This window comes from Amycolatopsis sp. NPDC004169 (genome assembly GCF_040610315.1).
Taxonomy (GTDB): domain Bacteria; phylum Actinomycetota; class Actinomycetes; order Mycobacteriales; family Pseudonocardiaceae; genus Amycolatopsis.
Genome location: NZ_JBEXMD010000019.1, coordinates 76,405 through 93,355, shown reverse-complemented (window position 1 = coordinate 93,355; position 16,951 = coordinate 76,405). Strand labels below are relative to the sequence as shown.

At 73.1% G+C, this 16,951-nt stretch carries 16 protein-coding genes; 9 read left to right on the top strand and 7 right to left on the bottom strand.

All coding sequences use genetic code 11. The features are described from left to right. Window positions 1-74: 74 nt before the first annotated feature. Window positions 75-914, bottom strand: coding sequence for a 4-hydroxy-tetrahydrodipicolinate synthase (gene dapA, locus ABZX11_RS25170; protein WP_354917009.1), 840 nt, complete (start codon window positions 912-914; stop codon window positions 75-77). Between the two features lie 73 nt (window positions 915-987). Between dapA and ABZX11_RS25165 the strand changes: the two genes are divergently transcribed. Further along, window positions 988-1,911 (top strand): LysR family transcriptional regulator, encoded by a 924-nt coding sequence (locus tag ABZX11_RS25165; RefSeq protein WP_354917006.1) that lies wholly within the window; start codon window positions 988-990, stop codon window positions 1,909-1,911. Here the strand turns inward: ABZX11_RS25165 and ABZX11_RS25160 are convergent. After that, window positions 1,878-2,222 carry an STAS domain-containing protein gene (locus tag ABZX11_RS25160; protein WP_176175495.1) on the bottom strand — a complete coding sequence of 115 codons (345 nt, stop codon included), beginning with the start codon at window positions 2,220-2,222 and terminating at the stop codon, window positions 1,878-1,880. The genes ABZX11_RS25165 and ABZX11_RS25160 overlap by 34 nt on opposite strands. Window positions 2,223-2,415: 193 nt before the next feature. On the opposite strand from ABZX11_RS25160, the gene ABZX11_RS25155 reads away from it, so the two are divergent. Next, entirely contained in the window at window positions 2,416-3,420 is a 1,005-nt protein-coding gene (locus ABZX11_RS25155; RefSeq protein WP_354917003.1) for a hypothetical protein, read from the top strand. On the opposite strand, the gene ABZX11_RS25150 is transcribed toward ABZX11_RS25155, so the two are convergent. Continuing rightward, on the bottom strand, window positions 3,410-3,778 hold the full coding sequence (locus tag ABZX11_RS25150; protein WP_254897202.1) for an STAS domain-containing protein: 369 nt from the start codon (window positions 3,776-3,778) through the stop codon (window positions 3,410-3,412). The genes ABZX11_RS25155 and ABZX11_RS25150 overlap by 11 nt on opposite strands. 233 nt (window positions 3,779-4,011) lie before the next feature. After that, entirely contained in the window at window positions 4,012-4,980 is a 969-nt protein-coding gene (locus ABZX11_RS25145) for a tetratricopeptide repeat protein (protein WP_354917000.1), read from the bottom strand. Between the two features lie 305 nt (window positions 4,981-5,285). Between ABZX11_RS25145 and ABZX11_RS25140 the strand changes: the two genes are divergently transcribed. From ABZX11_RS25140 to ABZX11_RS25125, 4 genes are read left to right on the top strand one after another with little or no spacing between them, the layout of a single operon-like run. Further along, window positions 5,286-7,097 carry a rhamnogalacturonan lyase gene (locus ABZX11_RS25140; RefSeq protein ID WP_354916997.1) on the top strand — a complete coding sequence of 604 codons (1,812 nt, stop codon included), beginning with the start codon at window positions 5,286-5,288 and terminating at the stop codon, window positions 7,095-7,097. A gap of 35 nt (window positions 7,098-7,132) precedes the next feature. After that, complete coding sequence (locus tag ABZX11_RS25135; protein ID WP_354916994.1) at window positions 7,133-7,537, top strand: VOC family protein; 405 nt, start codon at window positions 7,133-7,135, stop codon at window positions 7,535-7,537. A 16-nt stretch (window positions 7,538-7,553) separates the two neighbouring features. Further along, the gene (locus tag ABZX11_RS25130; protein ID WP_354917139.1) at window positions 7,554-8,396 is read left to right on the top strand and encodes an MEDS domain-containing protein; all 843 of its coding nucleotides are present in this window, start codon (window positions 7,554-7,556) and stop codon (window positions 8,394-8,396) included. Continuing rightward, on the top strand, window positions 8,393-9,325 hold the full coding sequence (locus ABZX11_RS25125; RefSeq protein ID WP_354916991.1) for a sensor histidine kinase: 933 nt from the start codon (window positions 8,393-8,395) through the stop codon (window positions 9,323-9,325). The genes ABZX11_RS25130 and ABZX11_RS25125 overlap by 4 nt, the downstream gene beginning before the upstream one ends. 6 nt (window positions 9,326-9,331) lie before the next feature. Here the strand turns inward: ABZX11_RS25125 and ABZX11_RS25120 are convergent, their stop codons facing one another. Both ABZX11_RS25120 and ABZX11_RS25115 read right to left on the bottom strand, forming a co-directional pair. Then, complete coding sequence (locus tag ABZX11_RS25120; RefSeq protein ID WP_354916988.1) at window positions 9,332-10,771, bottom strand: putative glycoside hydrolase family 15 protein; 1,440 nt, start codon at window positions 10,769-10,771, stop codon at window positions 9,332-9,334. Continuing rightward, window positions 10,753-12,183, bottom strand: a complete 1,431-nt coding sequence (locus tag ABZX11_RS25115; protein ID WP_176175503.1) for an exopolysaccharide biosynthesis polyprenyl glycosylphosphotransferase — start codon at window positions 12,181-12,183, stop codon at window positions 10,753-10,755. The genes ABZX11_RS25120 and ABZX11_RS25115 overlap by 19 nt, the downstream gene beginning before the upstream one ends. A gap of 315 nt (window positions 12,184-12,498) precedes the next feature. Between ABZX11_RS25115 and ABZX11_RS25110 the strand changes: the two genes are divergently transcribed. Further along, window positions 12,499-13,329 carry a glycosyltransferase gene (locus tag ABZX11_RS25110; protein WP_176175504.1) on the top strand — a complete coding sequence of 277 codons (831 nt, stop codon included), beginning with the start codon at window positions 12,499-12,501 and terminating at the stop codon, window positions 13,327-13,329. A gap of 4 nt (window positions 13,330-13,333) precedes the next feature. Then, entirely contained in the window at window positions 13,334-14,641 is a 1,308-nt protein-coding gene (locus ABZX11_RS25105) for an NAD(P)/FAD-dependent oxidoreductase (protein ID WP_354916984.1), read from the top strand. Here the strand turns inward: ABZX11_RS25105 and wecB are convergent. Continuing rightward, complete coding sequence (gene wecB / locus ABZX11_RS25100) at window positions 14,614-15,780, bottom strand: UDP-N-acetylglucosamine 2-epimerase (non-hydrolyzing) (RefSeq protein ID WP_354916981.1); 1,167 nt, start codon at window positions 15,778-15,780, stop codon at window positions 14,614-14,616. The two genes, ABZX11_RS25105 and wecB, sit on opposite strands and share 28 nt — an antisense overlap. 163 nt (window positions 15,781-15,943) lie before the next feature. Here wecB and ABZX11_RS25095 point away from each other — a divergent pair, with 163 nt between their 5' ends. Next, the gene (locus ABZX11_RS25095) at window positions 15,944-16,885 is read left to right on the top strand and encodes a lysyl oxidase family protein (protein ID WP_354916978.1); all 942 of its coding nucleotides are present in this window, start codon (window positions 15,944-15,946) and stop codon (window positions 16,883-16,885) included. The last annotated feature ends 66 nt before the right edge of the window (window positions 16,886-16,951 follow it).

The window sequence follows — 16,951 nt, the reverse complement described above, 5'->3', positions numbered from 1 at the left end:
CAAGCTTGGTGGGTTGGACCGAAATCGCGTGATCGACGGCGGAACTGGCGTGATCGAGGCCGGAACTCGTGTGATCAGGGGCGGAACTCGGCTTCGAGCAGCGGGAGCCGCACACTCGGGTGCGGGATGACACCCAGCTCGGCCAACGCGGCCTTGGTGTTCGCCGCAGCCGTCCCCGAGCGCAGCAAGCGGTCCATCAGCGGGATCAGCCCCTCGTGGACCGCCCGCGCCTTGACCAGGTCACCGTCGCCGACGGCCTGGATCAGCGAGGCCGTGCGGTCGGCCGCCACATTGGCCACCACACTGACCAACCCCGCCGCCCCGCAAGCCAGGTACGGCAGGTTGAGCTCGTCGATCCCGCAGTAGTACGCCAGCGACGTCCGGGACATCACCGCCATCGCCTCGAACAGATCCCCCTTCGCGTCCTTGACCGCGCGGATCCGGGGGTGGCCGGCCAGCTCGATGAGCGTCGACGGCGCCATCGCCACCCCCGTTCGCGCCGGGACGTCGTAGAGCATCACGGGCAGCTCGGTCGCGTCCGCCACCGCCAGGCAGTGAGCCAGCACGCCCTCCTGCGTCGGCCGGGAGTAGTACGGGCAGACCAGCAGCAACCCGTCCGCGCCCGCCTCCTCGGCTTCGCGGGCCCGGCGGATGCTCGACGCCGTGTCGTACGTGCCGACGCCGGCGATCACCCGGGCTCGGCCCGCCACCCGGGCTGCCGCCGCCCGGACCAGGCCCGCGGCTTCGGCCTCGGACAGCGTCGGTGACTCGCCGGTCGTCCCGCCGACGACCAGGCCGTCGCAGCCCGTGGCCAGCAGGTGCTCGACGAGCCGGGCGAGGCCGGGCTCGCTGAGCGCGCCGCCGGGCTGCATGGGGGTCACCATCGCGGCGAGGTTCGTGCCGAATTCGGTCATGTTCCCGAAGATGCCCGGCCCGATTACTGCGGTCCAGCGATGCTTTTTTGCCGATATTGCGTAGCCTGATTTCATGATCGAGGTGGGCGCGCTCCGGGCGTTGCGCGCGGTGGCCGCTCTGGGGACGCTGGCGCGAGCCGCCGAGGAGCTCGGGTTCACCGCGTCGGCCGTTTCGCAGCAGATCAAGCGGCTCGAACGCCAGGTCGGTGTCCCGGTGCTGGCGCCGGCGGGCCGCGGGGTGGTGCTGACCCCGGCCGGGCAGGCCATCGCCGACTCGGCGCCGGAGGTCTTCCAGGCGCTGGAGCGCTGCGCCGAGGCCGCCCGGTCGGTGTCGGCGGGCGCGCCGCGCGGCACGCTCCGGGTGGTGGCCTTCTCGACGGCGATCCGCGGCCTGCTCGCGCCCGTCGTGCCCCCGCTCGCGGCGCGGTGCCCGCAGCTGCGCGTCGAACTCACCGAGCAGGACCCCGGCGAGGCACTCCACAGCGTCGGCGCGGGCACGGCCGACCTGGCCCTCGTCCACGACGCCGACGGCCTGCTGCCTGCCCCGTGGCCGCCGTCGCTGGCGCGGCGGTGGCTCCACACCGACGTCGGTGACGTCGTCGTCGGCCGGACCCACCCGCTGGCCGAGGCCGCCACGCCGCTCGACGAGGCCGCGCTGGCCGGGCACGCGTGGGTGACCAGCCCGCCGGGAACCGTGTGCCACCAGTGGTTCCGGCGGTTGTTCGCCGCGGCGGGAACGGAACCGGACGTGCGTCACCTGGTCGACGACTTCGCGACGCAGCTTTCGCTGGTGGCCTCCGGGCGGGTGGTCGCGCTGATCCCGCGGCTCGCCCGGCCGCCGCTGGGCGCGGAGCTGCTCGCGCGACCCCTGCGGCGGCCGCCGAAGCGGGAGGTCCACGCGGTGTGGCGGCGCAGTGCCGAGGAGAGTCCGGCGATCCGCGCGGTGCTGGCCGAGCTGGACCGTCAGCCGCCGAGCGCCTCTTCGGGGCTCGGGTAGGTCGGGAAGAAGTCCGCGAGGCCGATCAGCCCGAACGTCCGGCTCAGCCGGGCGGGCACCGCGGCCAGCGCGACGTCCGCCCCGGCGGCCTTGGCCACGTTGTAGGCGGTGATCAGCGCGGAGATCCCGCTGGAGTCGCAGAACGTCACCCCGCCCAGGTCCACCACCAGCCGGTGGCCGGGCTCGAGTGCGACGTCCTGCAGCCCGGTGCGGAGACTGGGCGCGGTCGCCACGTCGATCTCGCCCGTGACGGTCACCACCGCGCCGGTCTCCGTGGTGCGGGTGACGACGGAAAACGACGTGCCGGTCATCGCGACAGTTTGCCACCGACCCGGTCCGGGCGTGGGCAGGTGGTCGGCTGCGCCGCTGGGCGAAGCCGCCGAGCAGACCATCCTTGTCCAGGACGTACCGGTACCGCGACAATGGCCGCGCGGACGATCGACACCCTGGTGAGCGCGTTCCTGCGGCTCCGGGTGGCAGGCCGCGCATCCGGGGGAGGGGCCGATGCAGCTCAGGGGGATCAACTACGACACCGGCTTCGGCGGCGCGGTCGGCGACCGGTCGCGCCGGGGGTTCGAGCCCGCGGTCGTGCGCCGCGAACTGGGGATCATCGCGGCGGACCTGCACTGCGACGCGGTCCGCATCACCGGCGACGACCCGGAGCGCCTCACCGTGGCGGCGCACGCCGCGGTCGACGCCGGGCTGCGCGTGTGGTTTTCGCCGTTCCCGATGGACCTCACGCCGCCGCAGCTGACGCCCTACTTCGCCGAGTGCGCGCGGCGGGCGGAGGAGATCCGGGCGCGTGACCCCGAGACCGTGCTCGTGCTCGGCTGCGAGATGTCCCTGTTCTGCACCGGCTTCGTGCCCGGCGCGGTCCTGATGGAGCGCCTGCGCAACGCGGCGGACCCCGCCGCCTGGGCCGGGTTTTCCCACGAGTGGGACTTCGGCACGGTGCTGAGTGAGATCGCCGCGGCCGCGCGGGCGCACTTCGGCGGCAAGCTCACCTACGCCGCCGGGGAGTGGGAGGAGATCGACTGGGCGGAGTTCGACTTCGCGGCCGTCAACTTGTACCGCTCGGCCGGCAACGCCGCAGGCTTCGCCCAGCTCGTTCGTGATCACGCGAGCCGCGGGAAGCCGCTGGTCGTCACGGAATTCGGCTGCTGCACCCACCGGGGCGCGGCCGACGCGGGCGGCACCGGCTGGCTGATCGTCGACTTCGAGGCCGAGCCGCGGGCGCTGAACGGCGACTACGTCCGCGACGAGGCCGGCCAGGCGGCGTACTTCACCGAGCTGATGGACGTCTTCGAGGCCGAGGGCGTGCACGGCGCGTTCTGGTTCACCTTCGCCGGCTACGAATACCCGTCCGATCCGGACCCGCGGCGCGACCTGGACCTGGCGAGCTACGGCCTGGTCGAAGTCCTCGCCGGGCGGAGCGGCACGGCGTACCCGGGGCTCGCCTGGGAGCCGAAGGAGGTCTTCCGCACCGTCGCGGCGCGGTTCAGCCGGTGAGCGCCTCGTCCCGGGTGGTGGCGAGGGCCAGCGTCTCGTGCAGGCCGGTCAGCTGGAGGGTGCGGTTGACGACGCCGCGTTCGGGGGCGACCACCCGGACCCGGGTGCCGGTGCCCGCCGCGTGCCGCGCCTCGAGCAGGGTCGTGATGCCGATGGAGGCCAGGAAGGACACCTCGGACAGGTCGATCACCAGCAGTTCCGGCGCGTCGGCGAGCGCGGTGGTGACGCTGTCGCTCAGGACGGGCGCGCTGAGCAGGTCCACCTCGCCCACCGCGGCCAGCACGACCGCGCGGCCGGAGTGGTGGGCCGTCACGCGCAGCAGGTCCTGGGGCCGGACGCGGTTGCCGTCAGCGGTCACGATCACCCTTGGGGTGCATGCTGGGATCCCTTCTCGAGCACGGGACGGGTCGGTCCGGATCGCAGGTACCCCGGTCGCGTGACGGCGAAACATCGGTCGTCGCCGGGGTCGTCCGGCCGAGGGGTTCGCGTCGGAGGTGGGCGGGCTCGGTTCAGGACCGTGAGCAGCCGCGCCGGCCGGTCCTGGGGCCGGATCGGGCCCGCCTGCCCGGCCGGTCGCCCCGGTGGGCGGGCTCAGCCCAGCGGCTCCGAGCGGTACCGTCCGATCCGGTCGGCCAGCCCCGAAACCGCCGCGTCGCCGCGGTGCGCGGTGAGCAGCCGCTCCAGGGGCGCGAGCCGGTCCTTCGGCCGGACCGAGCCCACCTGCGCGGCCAGGTCGACCGCCTCCCCGCCGATCCGGGTGGCCTCGTCGAAGTCGCCTCGGAGCGCGTGGTTCTGGGCCAGCATGACCAGCGTCAACGACCGGCTCCTGGCCATGTCCGCGCCGTAGCCGCCGGCCGCCGACGTCAGCTGGGTGATCGCTTCGCCGCTGTAGCGGCCGGCCACCGCGGTGGCCAGCTCGGTCAGCACCGTGCCGTGCATCGCCGCCATGTCCGTCTCGCGGAAGAACGCCTCCCACGGCCTCGGCTCCGGCCAGGAGCCCGCCGTGGCGAAGGCCGCCTCGGCCTCCGCCAGCCGGGTCAGGGCCGGCCGCTCGTCGCCGGCCATCGCGAACGCCCACGCCTCGTTCGCCGCGAGGATGGCCAGTGCCCGGCCGGAATCCGAGCGGACGGCGGCTTCCCGGCCCCTGGCGAACTCGGCCAGCGCGCCGCGGGCGTCGTGGCGGTGCAGGTGCACCCGGCCGAGCCGGTAGCGGATGTTCGCCAGCAGGTTGTCGTTGCCCGCTTCGGCCGCGATCTCCAGCGCGCGCTCGAACCGGCGCCGGGCCGCCTCGTCGCGGCCGATGTCGAACTCCGTCCAGCCCAGCAGGTTGTGCACGTCGGCCAGCACCGTGGACAGCCTGGCGCGCAACGGTTGCGGGACGGTGCCCCAGTGCAGCAGCAGGCTCGCCGTCTTGACCACCCGGACGGCGTCGCGGCAGAACCCGCCGCCCTGCCGGTAGTCCAGGGCCCGCAGGACGCCGACGGCTGCTTCCAGCTGGTCGACGTCGGTGTCTTCGATGCTGATCGGAAGCGGGAAGCTCTCGCCTGTCGTCGTCACCATGACCTCACCTCGCGCAGTGCGCACGCACGCATGGTCGGTTACCGGCAGAGGGGGTGATACCCACGACGAGCGCCGCGGAAACGGTCCTCACCCGGCAGGGGTGGCGGTCTTCCGCGCCCGACAGACCAGAAAACGCTTTCTGGAGCCGGCCACCGCGGAACTTAACGTTAAGCAGGTCGCCCGCTTTCCGGCTCGCTGCCGGTGTTCCGCCCGGCTCCGCCGTGTTACTGTGGAAGCGCTCCCAGTCGGGAAAGAGCTGTATCAATCCATTTAGGACTGTATTCGTTCGGGACAAGGGAGTCCTCATGCCCATCAGGCAGCGAGCGGTCATCGCCGTCGGCTTGTTCGTGGCCGCGCTGGTTCCCGCACCGGCCGCGAGCGCGGCCGCCGCGCCGCAGGTCGACCGGCTGAACCGCGGCGTGGTCAGCGTCCACACCGCCCAGGGCAACACCGTCGCCTGGCGCCTGCTCGCCGACGACCCGGCCGGGGTGGCGTTCAACGTCTACCGCGACGGCACCAAGGTGACCGCCACCCCGGTGACCGGCCCGACGAACTTCGTGGACGCGGGCGCGCCCGCCGGGGCCCGGTACACCGTGCGCGCGGTGACCGGCGGCGTCGAGCGGGTGTCGGCCTTCGCCGCCGAGGAGTCGCTGAGCTTGACCAGCGGGCTCGCCGCGAACACCCGGGACGTGCCGATCCAGCCGCCGTCCGGTGGCACGACCCCGGCCGGCGAGACCTACACCTACACCGCCAACGACGCCAGCGCCGGTGACCTCGACGGCGACGGCCAGTACGAGCTCGTGCTGAAGTGGGATCCGACCAACGCCAAGGACAACTCGCAGTCCGGGTACACCGGCAACGTCTACGTCGACGCCTACCGGCTCGACGGCACCCGGCTCTGGCGGATCGACCTCGGCCGCAACATCCGCGCCGGGGCGCACTACACGCAGTTCCAGGTCTTCGACTACGACGGCGACGGCCGGGCCGAGGTCGCGCTGAAGACCGCGGACGGCACCAGGTCGGGCACCGGCCAGGTCATCGGCAACGCGAGCGCCGACTACCGCAACTCCAGCGGGTACGTCCTGTCCGGGCCGGAGTTCCTCACCGTGTTCAACGGCCAGACCGGTGCAGCCGCGGCCACGGTGAACTACGACCCGCCGCGCGGCACGGTGTCCTCGTGGGGCGACAGCTACGGCAACCGCGTCGACCGGTTCCTGGCCGGCACGGCCTACCTGGACGGCGTCCACCCGAGCCTGGTCATGAGCCGCGGCTACTACACCCGGACCGTGATCGCGGCCTGGGACTTCCGCGGCGGCGCGCTGACCGAGCGCTGGAAGTTCGACTCGAACTCGGCCGGCGCGCAGTACACCGGCCAGGGCAACCACCAGCTGGCCGTCGCCGACGTCGACGGCGACGGCCGGGACGAGATCGTCTTCGGCGCCATGGCGGTCGACGACACCGGAAGTCCACTGTGGAACACGCGGCTGGGGCACGGCGACGCCATGCACGTCGGTGACCTGATCCCGGCGCGGCCCGGCCTGGAAGAGTTCAAGGTGGACGAAGACAAGAGCAAGCCGGCCGCCTGGATGGCCGACGCGAAGACCGGCCAGGTCATCTGGCAGAACGCCTCCTGCACCTGTGACAACGGCCGCGGCGTCTCGGACGACGTCTACGCCGGCAGCCCGGGCGCGGAGTCGTGGTCGTCCGCGGTGTCCGGGCTGCTGAACACCAGCGGCCAGACCATCGGCCGGAAGCCGTCGTCGGCGAACTTCGTCATCTGGTGGGACGGCGACGCCCAGCGCGAGCTCCTGGACGGGACGCACATCGACAAGTACGGCACCGCGGCCGACACCCGGCTGCTGACCGCCTCCGGTGTGCACGCGAACAACGGCACGAAGAGCACCCCGTCGCTGCAGGCCGACCTGTTCGGCGACTGGCGCGAGGAGGTCGTCTGGCCGACTTCGGACGACCGGGCGCTGCGGATCTTCTCGACCACGGACCCGACGAGCATTTCGCACGTGTCGCTGATGCAGGACCGGCAGTACCGCGAGGCGGTGGCCTGGCAGAACACGGCCTACAACCAGCCGCCGCACCCGGGTTTCGCGATGGCGGGGTGACGGGTAACCGGCCCGCACGCGAGCGGGAGGCGACCATGGCGATCAGGCTGGGCAGCACGGTGATCAACTGCACCGACCTCGACACGATGACCCGCTTCTGGTCCGCGGCACTGGACCTCGAGCCGGTGTCCGAGGACGACGCCTTCCGCCTGCTGCGCGGCCGGTACGTCAACCTCTCGCTGCAGCGGTCCTCGACGCCGGTCGCCACGCGTGAGCAGATGCACCTGGACCTCTACACCGACGACCAGCAGCACGAGGTCGACCGGCTGATCGGCCTCGGCGCGCGGTTCGTCCGCCACGTCGAGGACGACCCGGCGGACGACTGGGTCGTCCTGGCCGACCCGGAGGGCAACCTGTTCTGCGTGTGCGCGAAACCGGCGGCCGAGGTCCGGGACCCCGGCGCACGGGCGGCCACCCCCGGAACTCCTCCGTCGGCGTAGTCTCAGGTCCGTGCTGATGCCGACCGAGCGGGCGGACGGCCCGCCCGCGCGGGTCCGCGACCACGTGTGCCTGAGCTTCCGCGCGCGCGGCGAGTTCGTGGCCCACGCGCAGGACTTCCTCGCCGAGGGCCTGACGGCCGGCGCCCGGGTGCTCTACGTCGCCCGGGGTGACGAGGCCGTGCTGACCGGGCAGCTGCGCGCGGACGAGCGCTGTGACCAGGGCTTGGAGCGCGGGGCCGTCCAGGTCGCCTCGGTCGACGCGGCCTACCCGAGCGGCACCGTCGTCGATCCCGCCGGCCAGGTCGAGCACTACGCCGCGGCGACGTCCGAGGCGCTGGCGGCCGGGTTCACCGGGCTGCGGGTCGCGGCCGACGTGACGTCGCTGGTGCGCACGCCGGCCCAGGTGGACGCCTTCGCCCGCTACCAGCACCTGGTGGACCACTACATGGCCGGCCACCCGATGTCGGCGATGTGCGCCTACGACGCCGGCGAGCTCGGCGACGAGGTCGTCACTCAACTCGCGTGCATGCACCCGGCCGCCCACGCGGGCGGGTCGCCGTTCCACCTGCACGGGCACACCGCGGACGGCAGCGCGGCGGCCCTCGACGGTGAACTGGGCCCGGAGTCCCGCCGGCTCTGGCCGCAGGCGCTGGAGCGCGCCGGGCTGCGCTCCGAGGACGGGACGACCACCATCGACGCCACCGGCCTCGACTTCGTCGACCACCGCAGCCTGATGGCACTGGCCGGCTACGCCGAGCGGCACGCCACCACGGTCGTGCTGCGGACGCGGCTGTCGACCCCGGCCCGGATCGTCGAGCTGCTGGAGCTGCCCGGGGTGCGCGTGGAGCGTGCGGCATGACCGCCGTCCCCGGCTACGACCACGCCGCCGTCCACTACCGCGGTGACGAGGAGCTGCTCGCCGTCGCGGTGCCGTTCCTCGAGCGCGGGCTGGCCGCCGGCGAGCCGACGCTGGTGTCGCTGGAGCCGGAGCGCGCCGAGCTGGTGCGCGCCGCCCTGCCGCCGTCCGCGCGGGTCGAGTACCTGTCCACCCGCGACCTGTACGCGCGGCCCGCGGCGGCGATCAGGTCCTACCGCGAGCTGCTGGCCGGGTTCGTCGCCGGTGGCGCGGCGGGCATCAGCATCTTCGGCGAGATCCCGCCGGCCGCGATCGACACGTCCTGGGACTGGTGGGCCCGCTACGAGGCGGCCGTCAACCACGCCTACGGCGAGTTCCCGCTGCGCAGCGTCTGCGCCTACGACACCCGCACGACCCCGGGGCACGTGCTCGACGACGTCGCCAGGACGCACCCCTTCGTCGCCACCCCCGGCGGCCACGAGGCCAACACCGGCTACGTCGACCCGCTGTCGTTCCTGACCGGCCCGCGGCCGATGACGCCGCTCCCGATCGAGCACACGGCGCCGCGGGCCGAGCTCGCCGACCCGAGTCCCGGGGACGCCCGCCGGGCGGTGCTGGCCACCGCGCCGGTCGACCTGCCCGCGGCCGAGGTCGACGACCTCGTGCTGGCGGTGAGCGAAATCGTGGACAACGCCCTGCGCCACGGCCGGCCGCCGGTCCGGGTGCGCATCTGGGCCGGAGCCGGGCAGATGGTCGTTTCGGTGCACGACGCGGGCCCCGGCCCGGCGGACCCGTTCGCCGGGCTGCTGCCGGCGGAGCGCCGCGTCGGCGGCCGGGGGCTGTGGATCGCGCACCAGATCTGCAGTGAGGTGGCGCTGCACCGCGACGAGACCGGCTTCACGGCCCGCCTGACCGCGGGCCGTCCCTGGTAGGGCCGGTCACCGGGCCCAGAGCCTGCCGACCCGGAACTCGTCGCGGCTGACCCGCCACGCGCCGCGCTTCACGAGCTGCTGGGGGTCGATCAGGACGACCGCGTCCGCGGCCTCCAGCGTGATCGGCGGTGGGGCGGGCGTGGTCGTGGTGGTGGGCGAAGCCGACGTCGACGGGGAAGGCGAGGTCGAAGCCGGGGTGGGCGCCATGGTGGGCGCTGTGGTCCGGGTGGCCGGGGGAGCCGTGGTGGGCGTCGTCGTGGGCGGGGGCGCGCCGGGCGCGATCAGGCCGTCCGGGGGCACCACCGTCTGCCGGGTCGCGGTCGGGTTGACCGCGACCCAGCCGTGGCTGAACGTCCGGCTCCAGACGCCGTTCGGCAGCCGGCTGGCCGCGTCGACCGCCTCGCCGAGGCCGCTGTCCTGCAGTGACGACCACTCCGGGGTGCGGTAGTCGTCGGTCGTCGCGCGCGTCCAGCACGTGCGGGGCCCGGCGAGCAGGGCCGCGCTCGCGTACCCGGACCGCTCCTCGCGCGCGTTGTGCGTCCTGGTCACCAGCAGCAGCAGCGACTCGCCGAGCGCGGCCTGCGCGCGCAGCTCCTGGAACTCGTTGCCGCGGAAGGTCAGCAGGCCGCCGGTGCCGCCGTTCTCGCGGAAGCCGAAGTTCTCCTCCATCGCGCCGCCGAACCGCGAGTGCGCGGTCCAGCGGCCCGGCACCAGGTGCGTCTCGGACACGTTGGGCACCAGCAGCTTGTTGGCGTTCGTCAGCGCGTCGCCGGCCTTGGCCAGGAACGCGTCCAGGCCGTCGCGGAGCTTGCGGTCGGTCTCCGCGACGTTCGCCGTGCCCGCGAGCACCGCGGACGAATAGTGGCTCAGTGAGTTGAAGTCGTTGTCCGCGAGGACGCCGTCCCAGCCTTCGCGCTTCACTTCGGCGACGACGGCGTCCGTCCAGGCCTGCTGGTAGTCCGGGTTCCAGACCGTCATCTGCCAGTGCTTCGGGTAGCCCTGCCACTCGATGCGCTTGCCGTTGACGTCCAGCGCGAACCACTCGGGGTGGGTCTCCTGCGCGGCGACGTAGCCGATCCCGCTGGGCAGGAACACCGCGTCCTGGCCGCCGTCGACCGCGCCCGGGTAGTTGCGCGTGCTGGAGAGGTCCTTGTACACCAGCACCTTCACCCGCGGGTTGAGCTGGTGCAGGCGGCGCATGGCCGTGCCCTGGTCGGCGTTGAGCACGACGACCTGGTAGCGCTTGGCCGCCTGCTCGATCTCTTGCGAAGTCGGCGGCTTGCCGATCCCGTACCACCACGCGCACGGGGCGAGCGGCTTCGGCGGCGGAGCGGCGAGCTCCTGCGCCGAGCTGGCGACGCAGCCCGCGAGGCAGCTCGCCAGCAGCACGGCCGCGGACGTCCAGGACACCACCGGGTGCCGCCGGATCAGCGTTGCCTTCGGCACAGCAGTTCTCCCACCGTGAGGATGACGATCTTGACGTCCAGCCACAGCGACCAGTTCGCGATGTAGTAGTTGTCGTAGCGCGCCCGGTCCGCGATCGAGGTGTCCCCGCGCAGGCCGTGCACCTGGGCCAGCCCGGTCAGCCCGGTCGGCACCCGGTGCCGGGCCCAGTACAGGTCGTGGACGGCGGAGAACTCGTGGACGAACACCGGCCGCTCCGGCCGCGGGCCGACCAGCGACATGTCGCCGCGCACGACGTTCCACAGCTGCGGCAGCTCGTCCAAAGAGGACCGCCGGAGGAAGCGGCCGACCGGGCCGACCCGGTGGTCGCCGACGACCGACCAGCGCGTCTGCGAATCGTCGACGGCGGCCTGCCGCACGCTGCGCAGCTTGAAAAGCACGAACGTGCCGCCGTCCATCCCGACCCGGACCTGCCGGAAGAAGACCGGGAACCCGCTCTCCAGGGCGACCGCGAGCGCGCAGACCGCGATGACCGGGGCGAGGACGACGAGCGCGGCCGCGGCCAGCGCGGTCTCCACGGCGCGCTTGACCCACCAGCTCGGCCGCCGGGTCGGCGCGCCACCCAGCCACACCAGCGGGTAGCTGCGGAGCCGGTCGACACCGGGCCCGTCCGGGCAGAGCTCGAACAGGTGCGGCAGCACGAGGGTGACGCAGCCGAGGCGGTGGGCGGTGATGGCGGCGTCGACGATCGCGCCGTCCGATTCGTCGGCCGGGGCGAGGATCACCGTGCCCGCGCGCAGCCGGGCGATGGCCCCGGTGAGGTCGCCCTCGATCCGCTCGACCGGCAGCCCCGGCGGCACCGGGTCCGGCCCGGACGCCGCGACGCCGACCGGCAGCAGCCCGAACTCCGGGTGCTCCAGCATGGTGCGGACCAGCTCGCCGCCGATCCGGCCGGACCCCACGACGACGGCCCGGTCGCAGCGCCGCAACCGCCGCCTGCCCCACCGGCCGAACGCGAAGACCGCCGGGCGGGCGGCTTCGCTGAGCACGGCGAAGCACAGCACCACTTCCTGCATCCGCGCCGTGTCGTCACCGTCCATCCCGGACACCAGCCCGAAGCCGGTGACGAGCGCGAACGCCAGCGCGGTGGCGGTGACCGAGCGCGGCAGGTCCTGCAGCCAGGACAGCCAGAGGCGGCGGCGGTGGACGCGGCCGGCCACCCGGGCGCCCGCGAGGGCCGCCGCGGTCACCGCCGCGCACGCCGGGCCGGGCCCGGTGCGCAGCACCGCGGTCAGCCAGGCGGCGCCGTCGACGGCGACCAGCAGCACGGCGACGGCGTTGACCCGGGCGAGGAACGGGCGGGCGCGCACGGCGTCGCGCGGCCGCTCGCCCGTGCGGACGCGCCGCTGTGCCGGCACCGCTTCGGTGACGACCGTGTCTCTGAGTTCAGTCACCGGCCTCGACCTCTACTTGACATGACGATTCCATTCTCGCTTTCAGCACGACTCAGCCATTCGAGGCAACACCGGCACGATCGAGTGAATTTTCCCGCGAAGTCCCGGAAATGCACTCGATCGGGGCGCGTGAGCGACCCGATCCGGTGATTTCTGGAAACACCAAGTAGTTCTGATGACGCGCTTCCTTCCGGGGGACTTCCGGGGCCACTAAAGAAACCACACAACATAGCCGAATAGGACTCGACGGCCCCACCAAACCCGATTCCTTCCGGGTGATGGGCGACGACGAGGACAACCGAGACGAGGGGAACCGTGGCGCGCGAAGAGACCACCCTGGCCACACTGTCCGAACCGGACCGCACCGGACCGGATCCCGCAGGGGCCCGGACCGGGGGACGGGCGCACGTCGTGCTGCCCGCGTTCAACGAAGAGGCGTCCCTGCCGCCGCTGCTGCGCCGGCTCGCCGACGTGGCCCGCACCGAAGAGGTCACCGTCTGGGTGGTCGACGACGGCTCGGCCGACGCCACGGTCGCCGTGGCCGAGGCCGGCTACGGCGGGCTCGACGTCCGCGTCGTGCGGCACCTGGTGAACCTCGGGCTCGGCCGCGCGGTCCTGTCCGGGCTCCGCGCGGCGCTGGAGGAGGCGGGCCCCGACGACGTCGTCGTGGTGATGGACGCCGACGACACGCACGACCCGGCGCTGATCCGCCCGCTGCAGGCGGAGATCACCGCCGGCGCCGACGTCGCCATCTGCTCCCGGTTCGTCCCGGGCGGCGACGACCGGACCGCCCCGTTCGGGCGGCGGCTGCTGTCCCGCGGCGCGGCCCAGCTGTTCCACCGCGCCCTCGACGTCGACGGCGTCCGGGACTTCACCAGCGGTTACCGCGCCTACCGGGCGTCACTGCTGGCGCGGGCTTCGGCGCACTGGGGCGAGCGGCTGATCGAGGAGCAGGGCTTCGCCTGCATGGTGGAGCTGCTGCTCAAGCTGCGCCACTGCCGCCCGGTGATCACCGAGGTCCCGCTGGCCCTGCGGTACGACCGCAAGCAGGGGCCGAGCAAGCTGAAGCTGCGGCGGACCGTCGTGCAATACCTGAAACTGCTCGCCCGCGACCGGCTCAGCCCGGCGCCCTACCGGAAGCTGTGACCCGGTGACCCCTCCCGACTCCCCGCACGTGGCCGTGATCGGCGGCGGCATCTGCGGCCTGGCCGCCGCCCACCGCCTCGCCCGCCGCGGCACCCGCGTGACCCTGCTCGAAAGCAGCGACCAGCTCGGTGGCCTCGGCACGTTCTTCGCGCACGGCGACCGGTGGCTCGAGCGCTTCTACCACTGCATCATGCCTTCGGACGCGAGCCTGCTGGCCCTGCTCGGCGAGCTCGGCCTGCGGGACGCGGTGCGGTGGCGCGAAACGACGATGGGCATGGTCGTCGACGGGCGCCACCACCCGTTCAACTCCGCGCTCGACCTGCTGCGGTTCCCGGCGCTGCGGCTGCCCGACCGGGTGCGCTTCGGCGTGGTTTCCCTGCTGCTGCGCCGGTTGGGGCGGGGCCGCGACCTCGACACGCTGCGCACCGAGGACTGGTTGCGCGGGCTCTACGGCGACGTCGTGTGGGAGCGGCTCTTCGCGCCGATGTTCGGCTCGAAGTTCGGGCCGGCCTTCGGCGACGTCCCGGCGCTGTACCTGTGGCAGCGGCTGGGGCGGGAGCGCAACGTCGCCACCCGCGGCTACCCGGACGGCGGCTACAAGGCGATCATCGACGCGCTGCAGGCGTCGATCACCCGGGCGGGCGGCGTGGTGCGCGCGTCGACGCCGGTCGAGCGGCTGTCCAGCACGGAGGGCCGGTCGGTGCTGACCCTGGCCGGCGGCGAAGTCCTCGACGCGGACCAGGTCATCTCGACCGTGCCGCTGCCCCTGCTCCGGCACCTCGCGGACGACGCGCTCGCCGCCCGGCTGCCGGAGACGGAGCTGCCTTACCAGGGCGTGGTCACCGGAGTGTTCTTCCTCCGCAGGCCGGTCACCGAGCACTACTGGACGCCGGTGCTGCACTCGGGAACGGAGTTCGACGGCGTCGTGTCGATGTCCGCGCTGGCCGGCGCCGACGACGGCCGCCACCTCGTGTACGTCATGCACTACACCGACCGCGGCTCGCGGCTGTACCTCGACGACGACGCGGCGATCGCGGCCCGCTGGTCGGCCCAGCTGCGCGGGCTGTACCCGGAGCTCGGTGCGGACGGCATCGAGGAGGTCCGGGTGTTCAAGGCCCCGTTCGTCGAACCGGTGTACCCGCTGGGCTACCTGGCGGCGCGCCCGCCGGTGACGGTGGACGGCACCGGCGTCCTGCTGGCCACCACCGCCCACGTCTACCCGGACGTGACGAGCTGGAACTCCAGCGTCCGGCTGGCGAACGACGTGGTGAGCCTGGTGGCGGATCAGCCGGCGGTCGCGCCGGCCCGCTGATCGAGGAGGGCCGCCAGCGCCGTCACGATCCGCGCCGTGGCGGACCCGTCGCCGTAGGGGGACGGGAGGTGGCGGAGGCGCTCGCGGTGGCCGGCCACGTCGTCGAGCCAGCGGGCGACCTCCGTCCCGATCGACGGCCCGGGCAGCACGCGGGTGCCGAACGTCCCGGTGATCTCGGGGCGCTCGGTGCTGCGCCGGACCACCACCACCGGTCGCTTGAGGACACTGGCTTCCTCTTGGATGCCACCGGAATCCGACACGAGCACCGCCGCCTCCGCGGCCAGCGCCAGGAACGCCGGGTAGGCCTGCGGTTCCAGCTCGACGAGCGGGTCGAGCAGCGGCCGCAGGCCGGCCGCCTCGATGCTCTTGGCCGTGCGCGGGTGCAGCGGGAACACCACCGGCAGCGGCAGGCGGCCCAGCTCGCGCAGGATCACCGCCAGCCGCGCGGGGTCGTCGACGTTCTCCGGGCGGTGGATCGTCGCCAGCACGAACCGGTCGCGCTCCAGCCCGCGGGCCGCCAGCACGGCCCGGCGGTCCTCGGCGGGCGGCAGCGCGGCCTGCAGTGCTTCGACGACGGTGTTGCCGGTGACGGCGATCCGTTCGTCCGGCACGTTTTCCGCCAGCAGCTGGGCCCGGTTGAGCTCGGTCGGCGCGCAGCAGAGGTCGGCGAGGTGGTCGATCAGCACGCGGTTGTGCTCTTCCGGCATCGCCCGGTCGTGGCTGCGCAGCCCGGCTTCGACGTGCACCAGCGGCAGGTCGTGCGCGTTGGCCGCCAGCGCGCCGGCGAGCGCGGACGTCGTGTCGCCCTGGACGACCACCACCCGGCCGGGCCGGTCCGCCAGCACTTCGTCGACCGCGCTGACCGTCCGGCCGAGCTGGCCACCGCGGCGGCCGGCGCCGACACCGAGTTCGTGGAACCGGTCGGACGGCGGCAGGTCCGCGCGGATGCGCGCGTACAGCGAGCGGTCGTAGTGCTGTCCGGTGTAGACGACCGCGCAGGCGTCGCCGAACGCCCGCATCAGCGGCGCGAGCTTGATCAGTTCCGGCCGGGTGCCGCAGACCAGCGTGACCTCACCGGTTCCGGCGTCCCCGGCCGCCGGGGAACGGGTGGCGCGGAAATCTGCGGTGGTCGTCGACATGCGGTGCGGTCCTTTCGGGCGGTGAGTTCGCCGCACGCTACTGACCGGAGCCGGGAAACCGGGGGAGACTCAGTCGATCGTGTGACACCGCGGTGTCGTCCGGCGGAAATGCGGACGCCCTAGAATGAGCGCGATCGGAATACCGGACAGGACGGCCCCGCTGTTGTTCAGAAAATTCGCGGTACTGGCGCTCGCCGCGCTCACGGCCGTCGTTTCCGCGTCCGCGCCCCGGGCCGACGCGGCCCCGAACCTCCTGCTGCCCGACCTCCGGCAGGCGCCGCCGGGGTGCGCCGGCGGCAGTTCCGGCGAACTCCCGCTGTGCACGGCCTGGGACGTCTGCCTGGTGATCGACCCGGCGGCGCCCAACGGCCGCTGCGTCGCCCCGTCGGTGGCGAAGGCGGTCCGGCTGCGGTTCACCAGCTCGGAGGAGAACGTCGGCGACGGACCGCTGCTGCTGTACGGCCGTCGTGACAGCACGAAGCAGGCGAACATGACGGTCCGCCAAGCACTGCGCAACGGAACGGACGGCGCGATCCCGGGCAGCTACGCGGCGGCGCAGCGGGCCACCGGGGCGTACACGTACTACGAGCCGGCGCTGGCCCACCAGCACTGGCACCTGATGAACTTCGAGCACTTCTCGCTGGTTTCCCGCCAGGGCAAGACGATCGTGACCGACCGCAAGAACGGCTTCTGCCTGGGCGACCGCTTCGAGGTCCACGACGCCGACCGGCTGGCCAACGTCCCGGGCGACAGCGGCCCGGACGCGGACCTCGCCGAGACGTTGCGCGAGAACATGTGCCGCCACCACGAGCCCACGGTGCTCGAGGTCCTGGAGGGCATTTCGGTCGGTTCGGGCGACGACTACAAGTACACGGTCGACTTCCAGTGGCTGGACATCACCCACGTCCCGACCGGGACGTACGACCTGGTGAACACGGTGAACGGGGACCGGACCCTGCTGGAGACGAACTACCGGAACAACTCTTCGTCGGTGGCGCTGTCGATTTCCTGGCCGCAGGGGATGCCGGGAGCGGACGGGACGATCCCGGCCGCGCCGATCATCCGGATGATGCGGAGCTGCCCGGGGCAGCCCAGTTGCGCCTGAGCCGCACCTCCTGTGCTGGAGCAGGAGTCACGCGTGATCCGAAGGGCATCACACGTGATTGAAAGG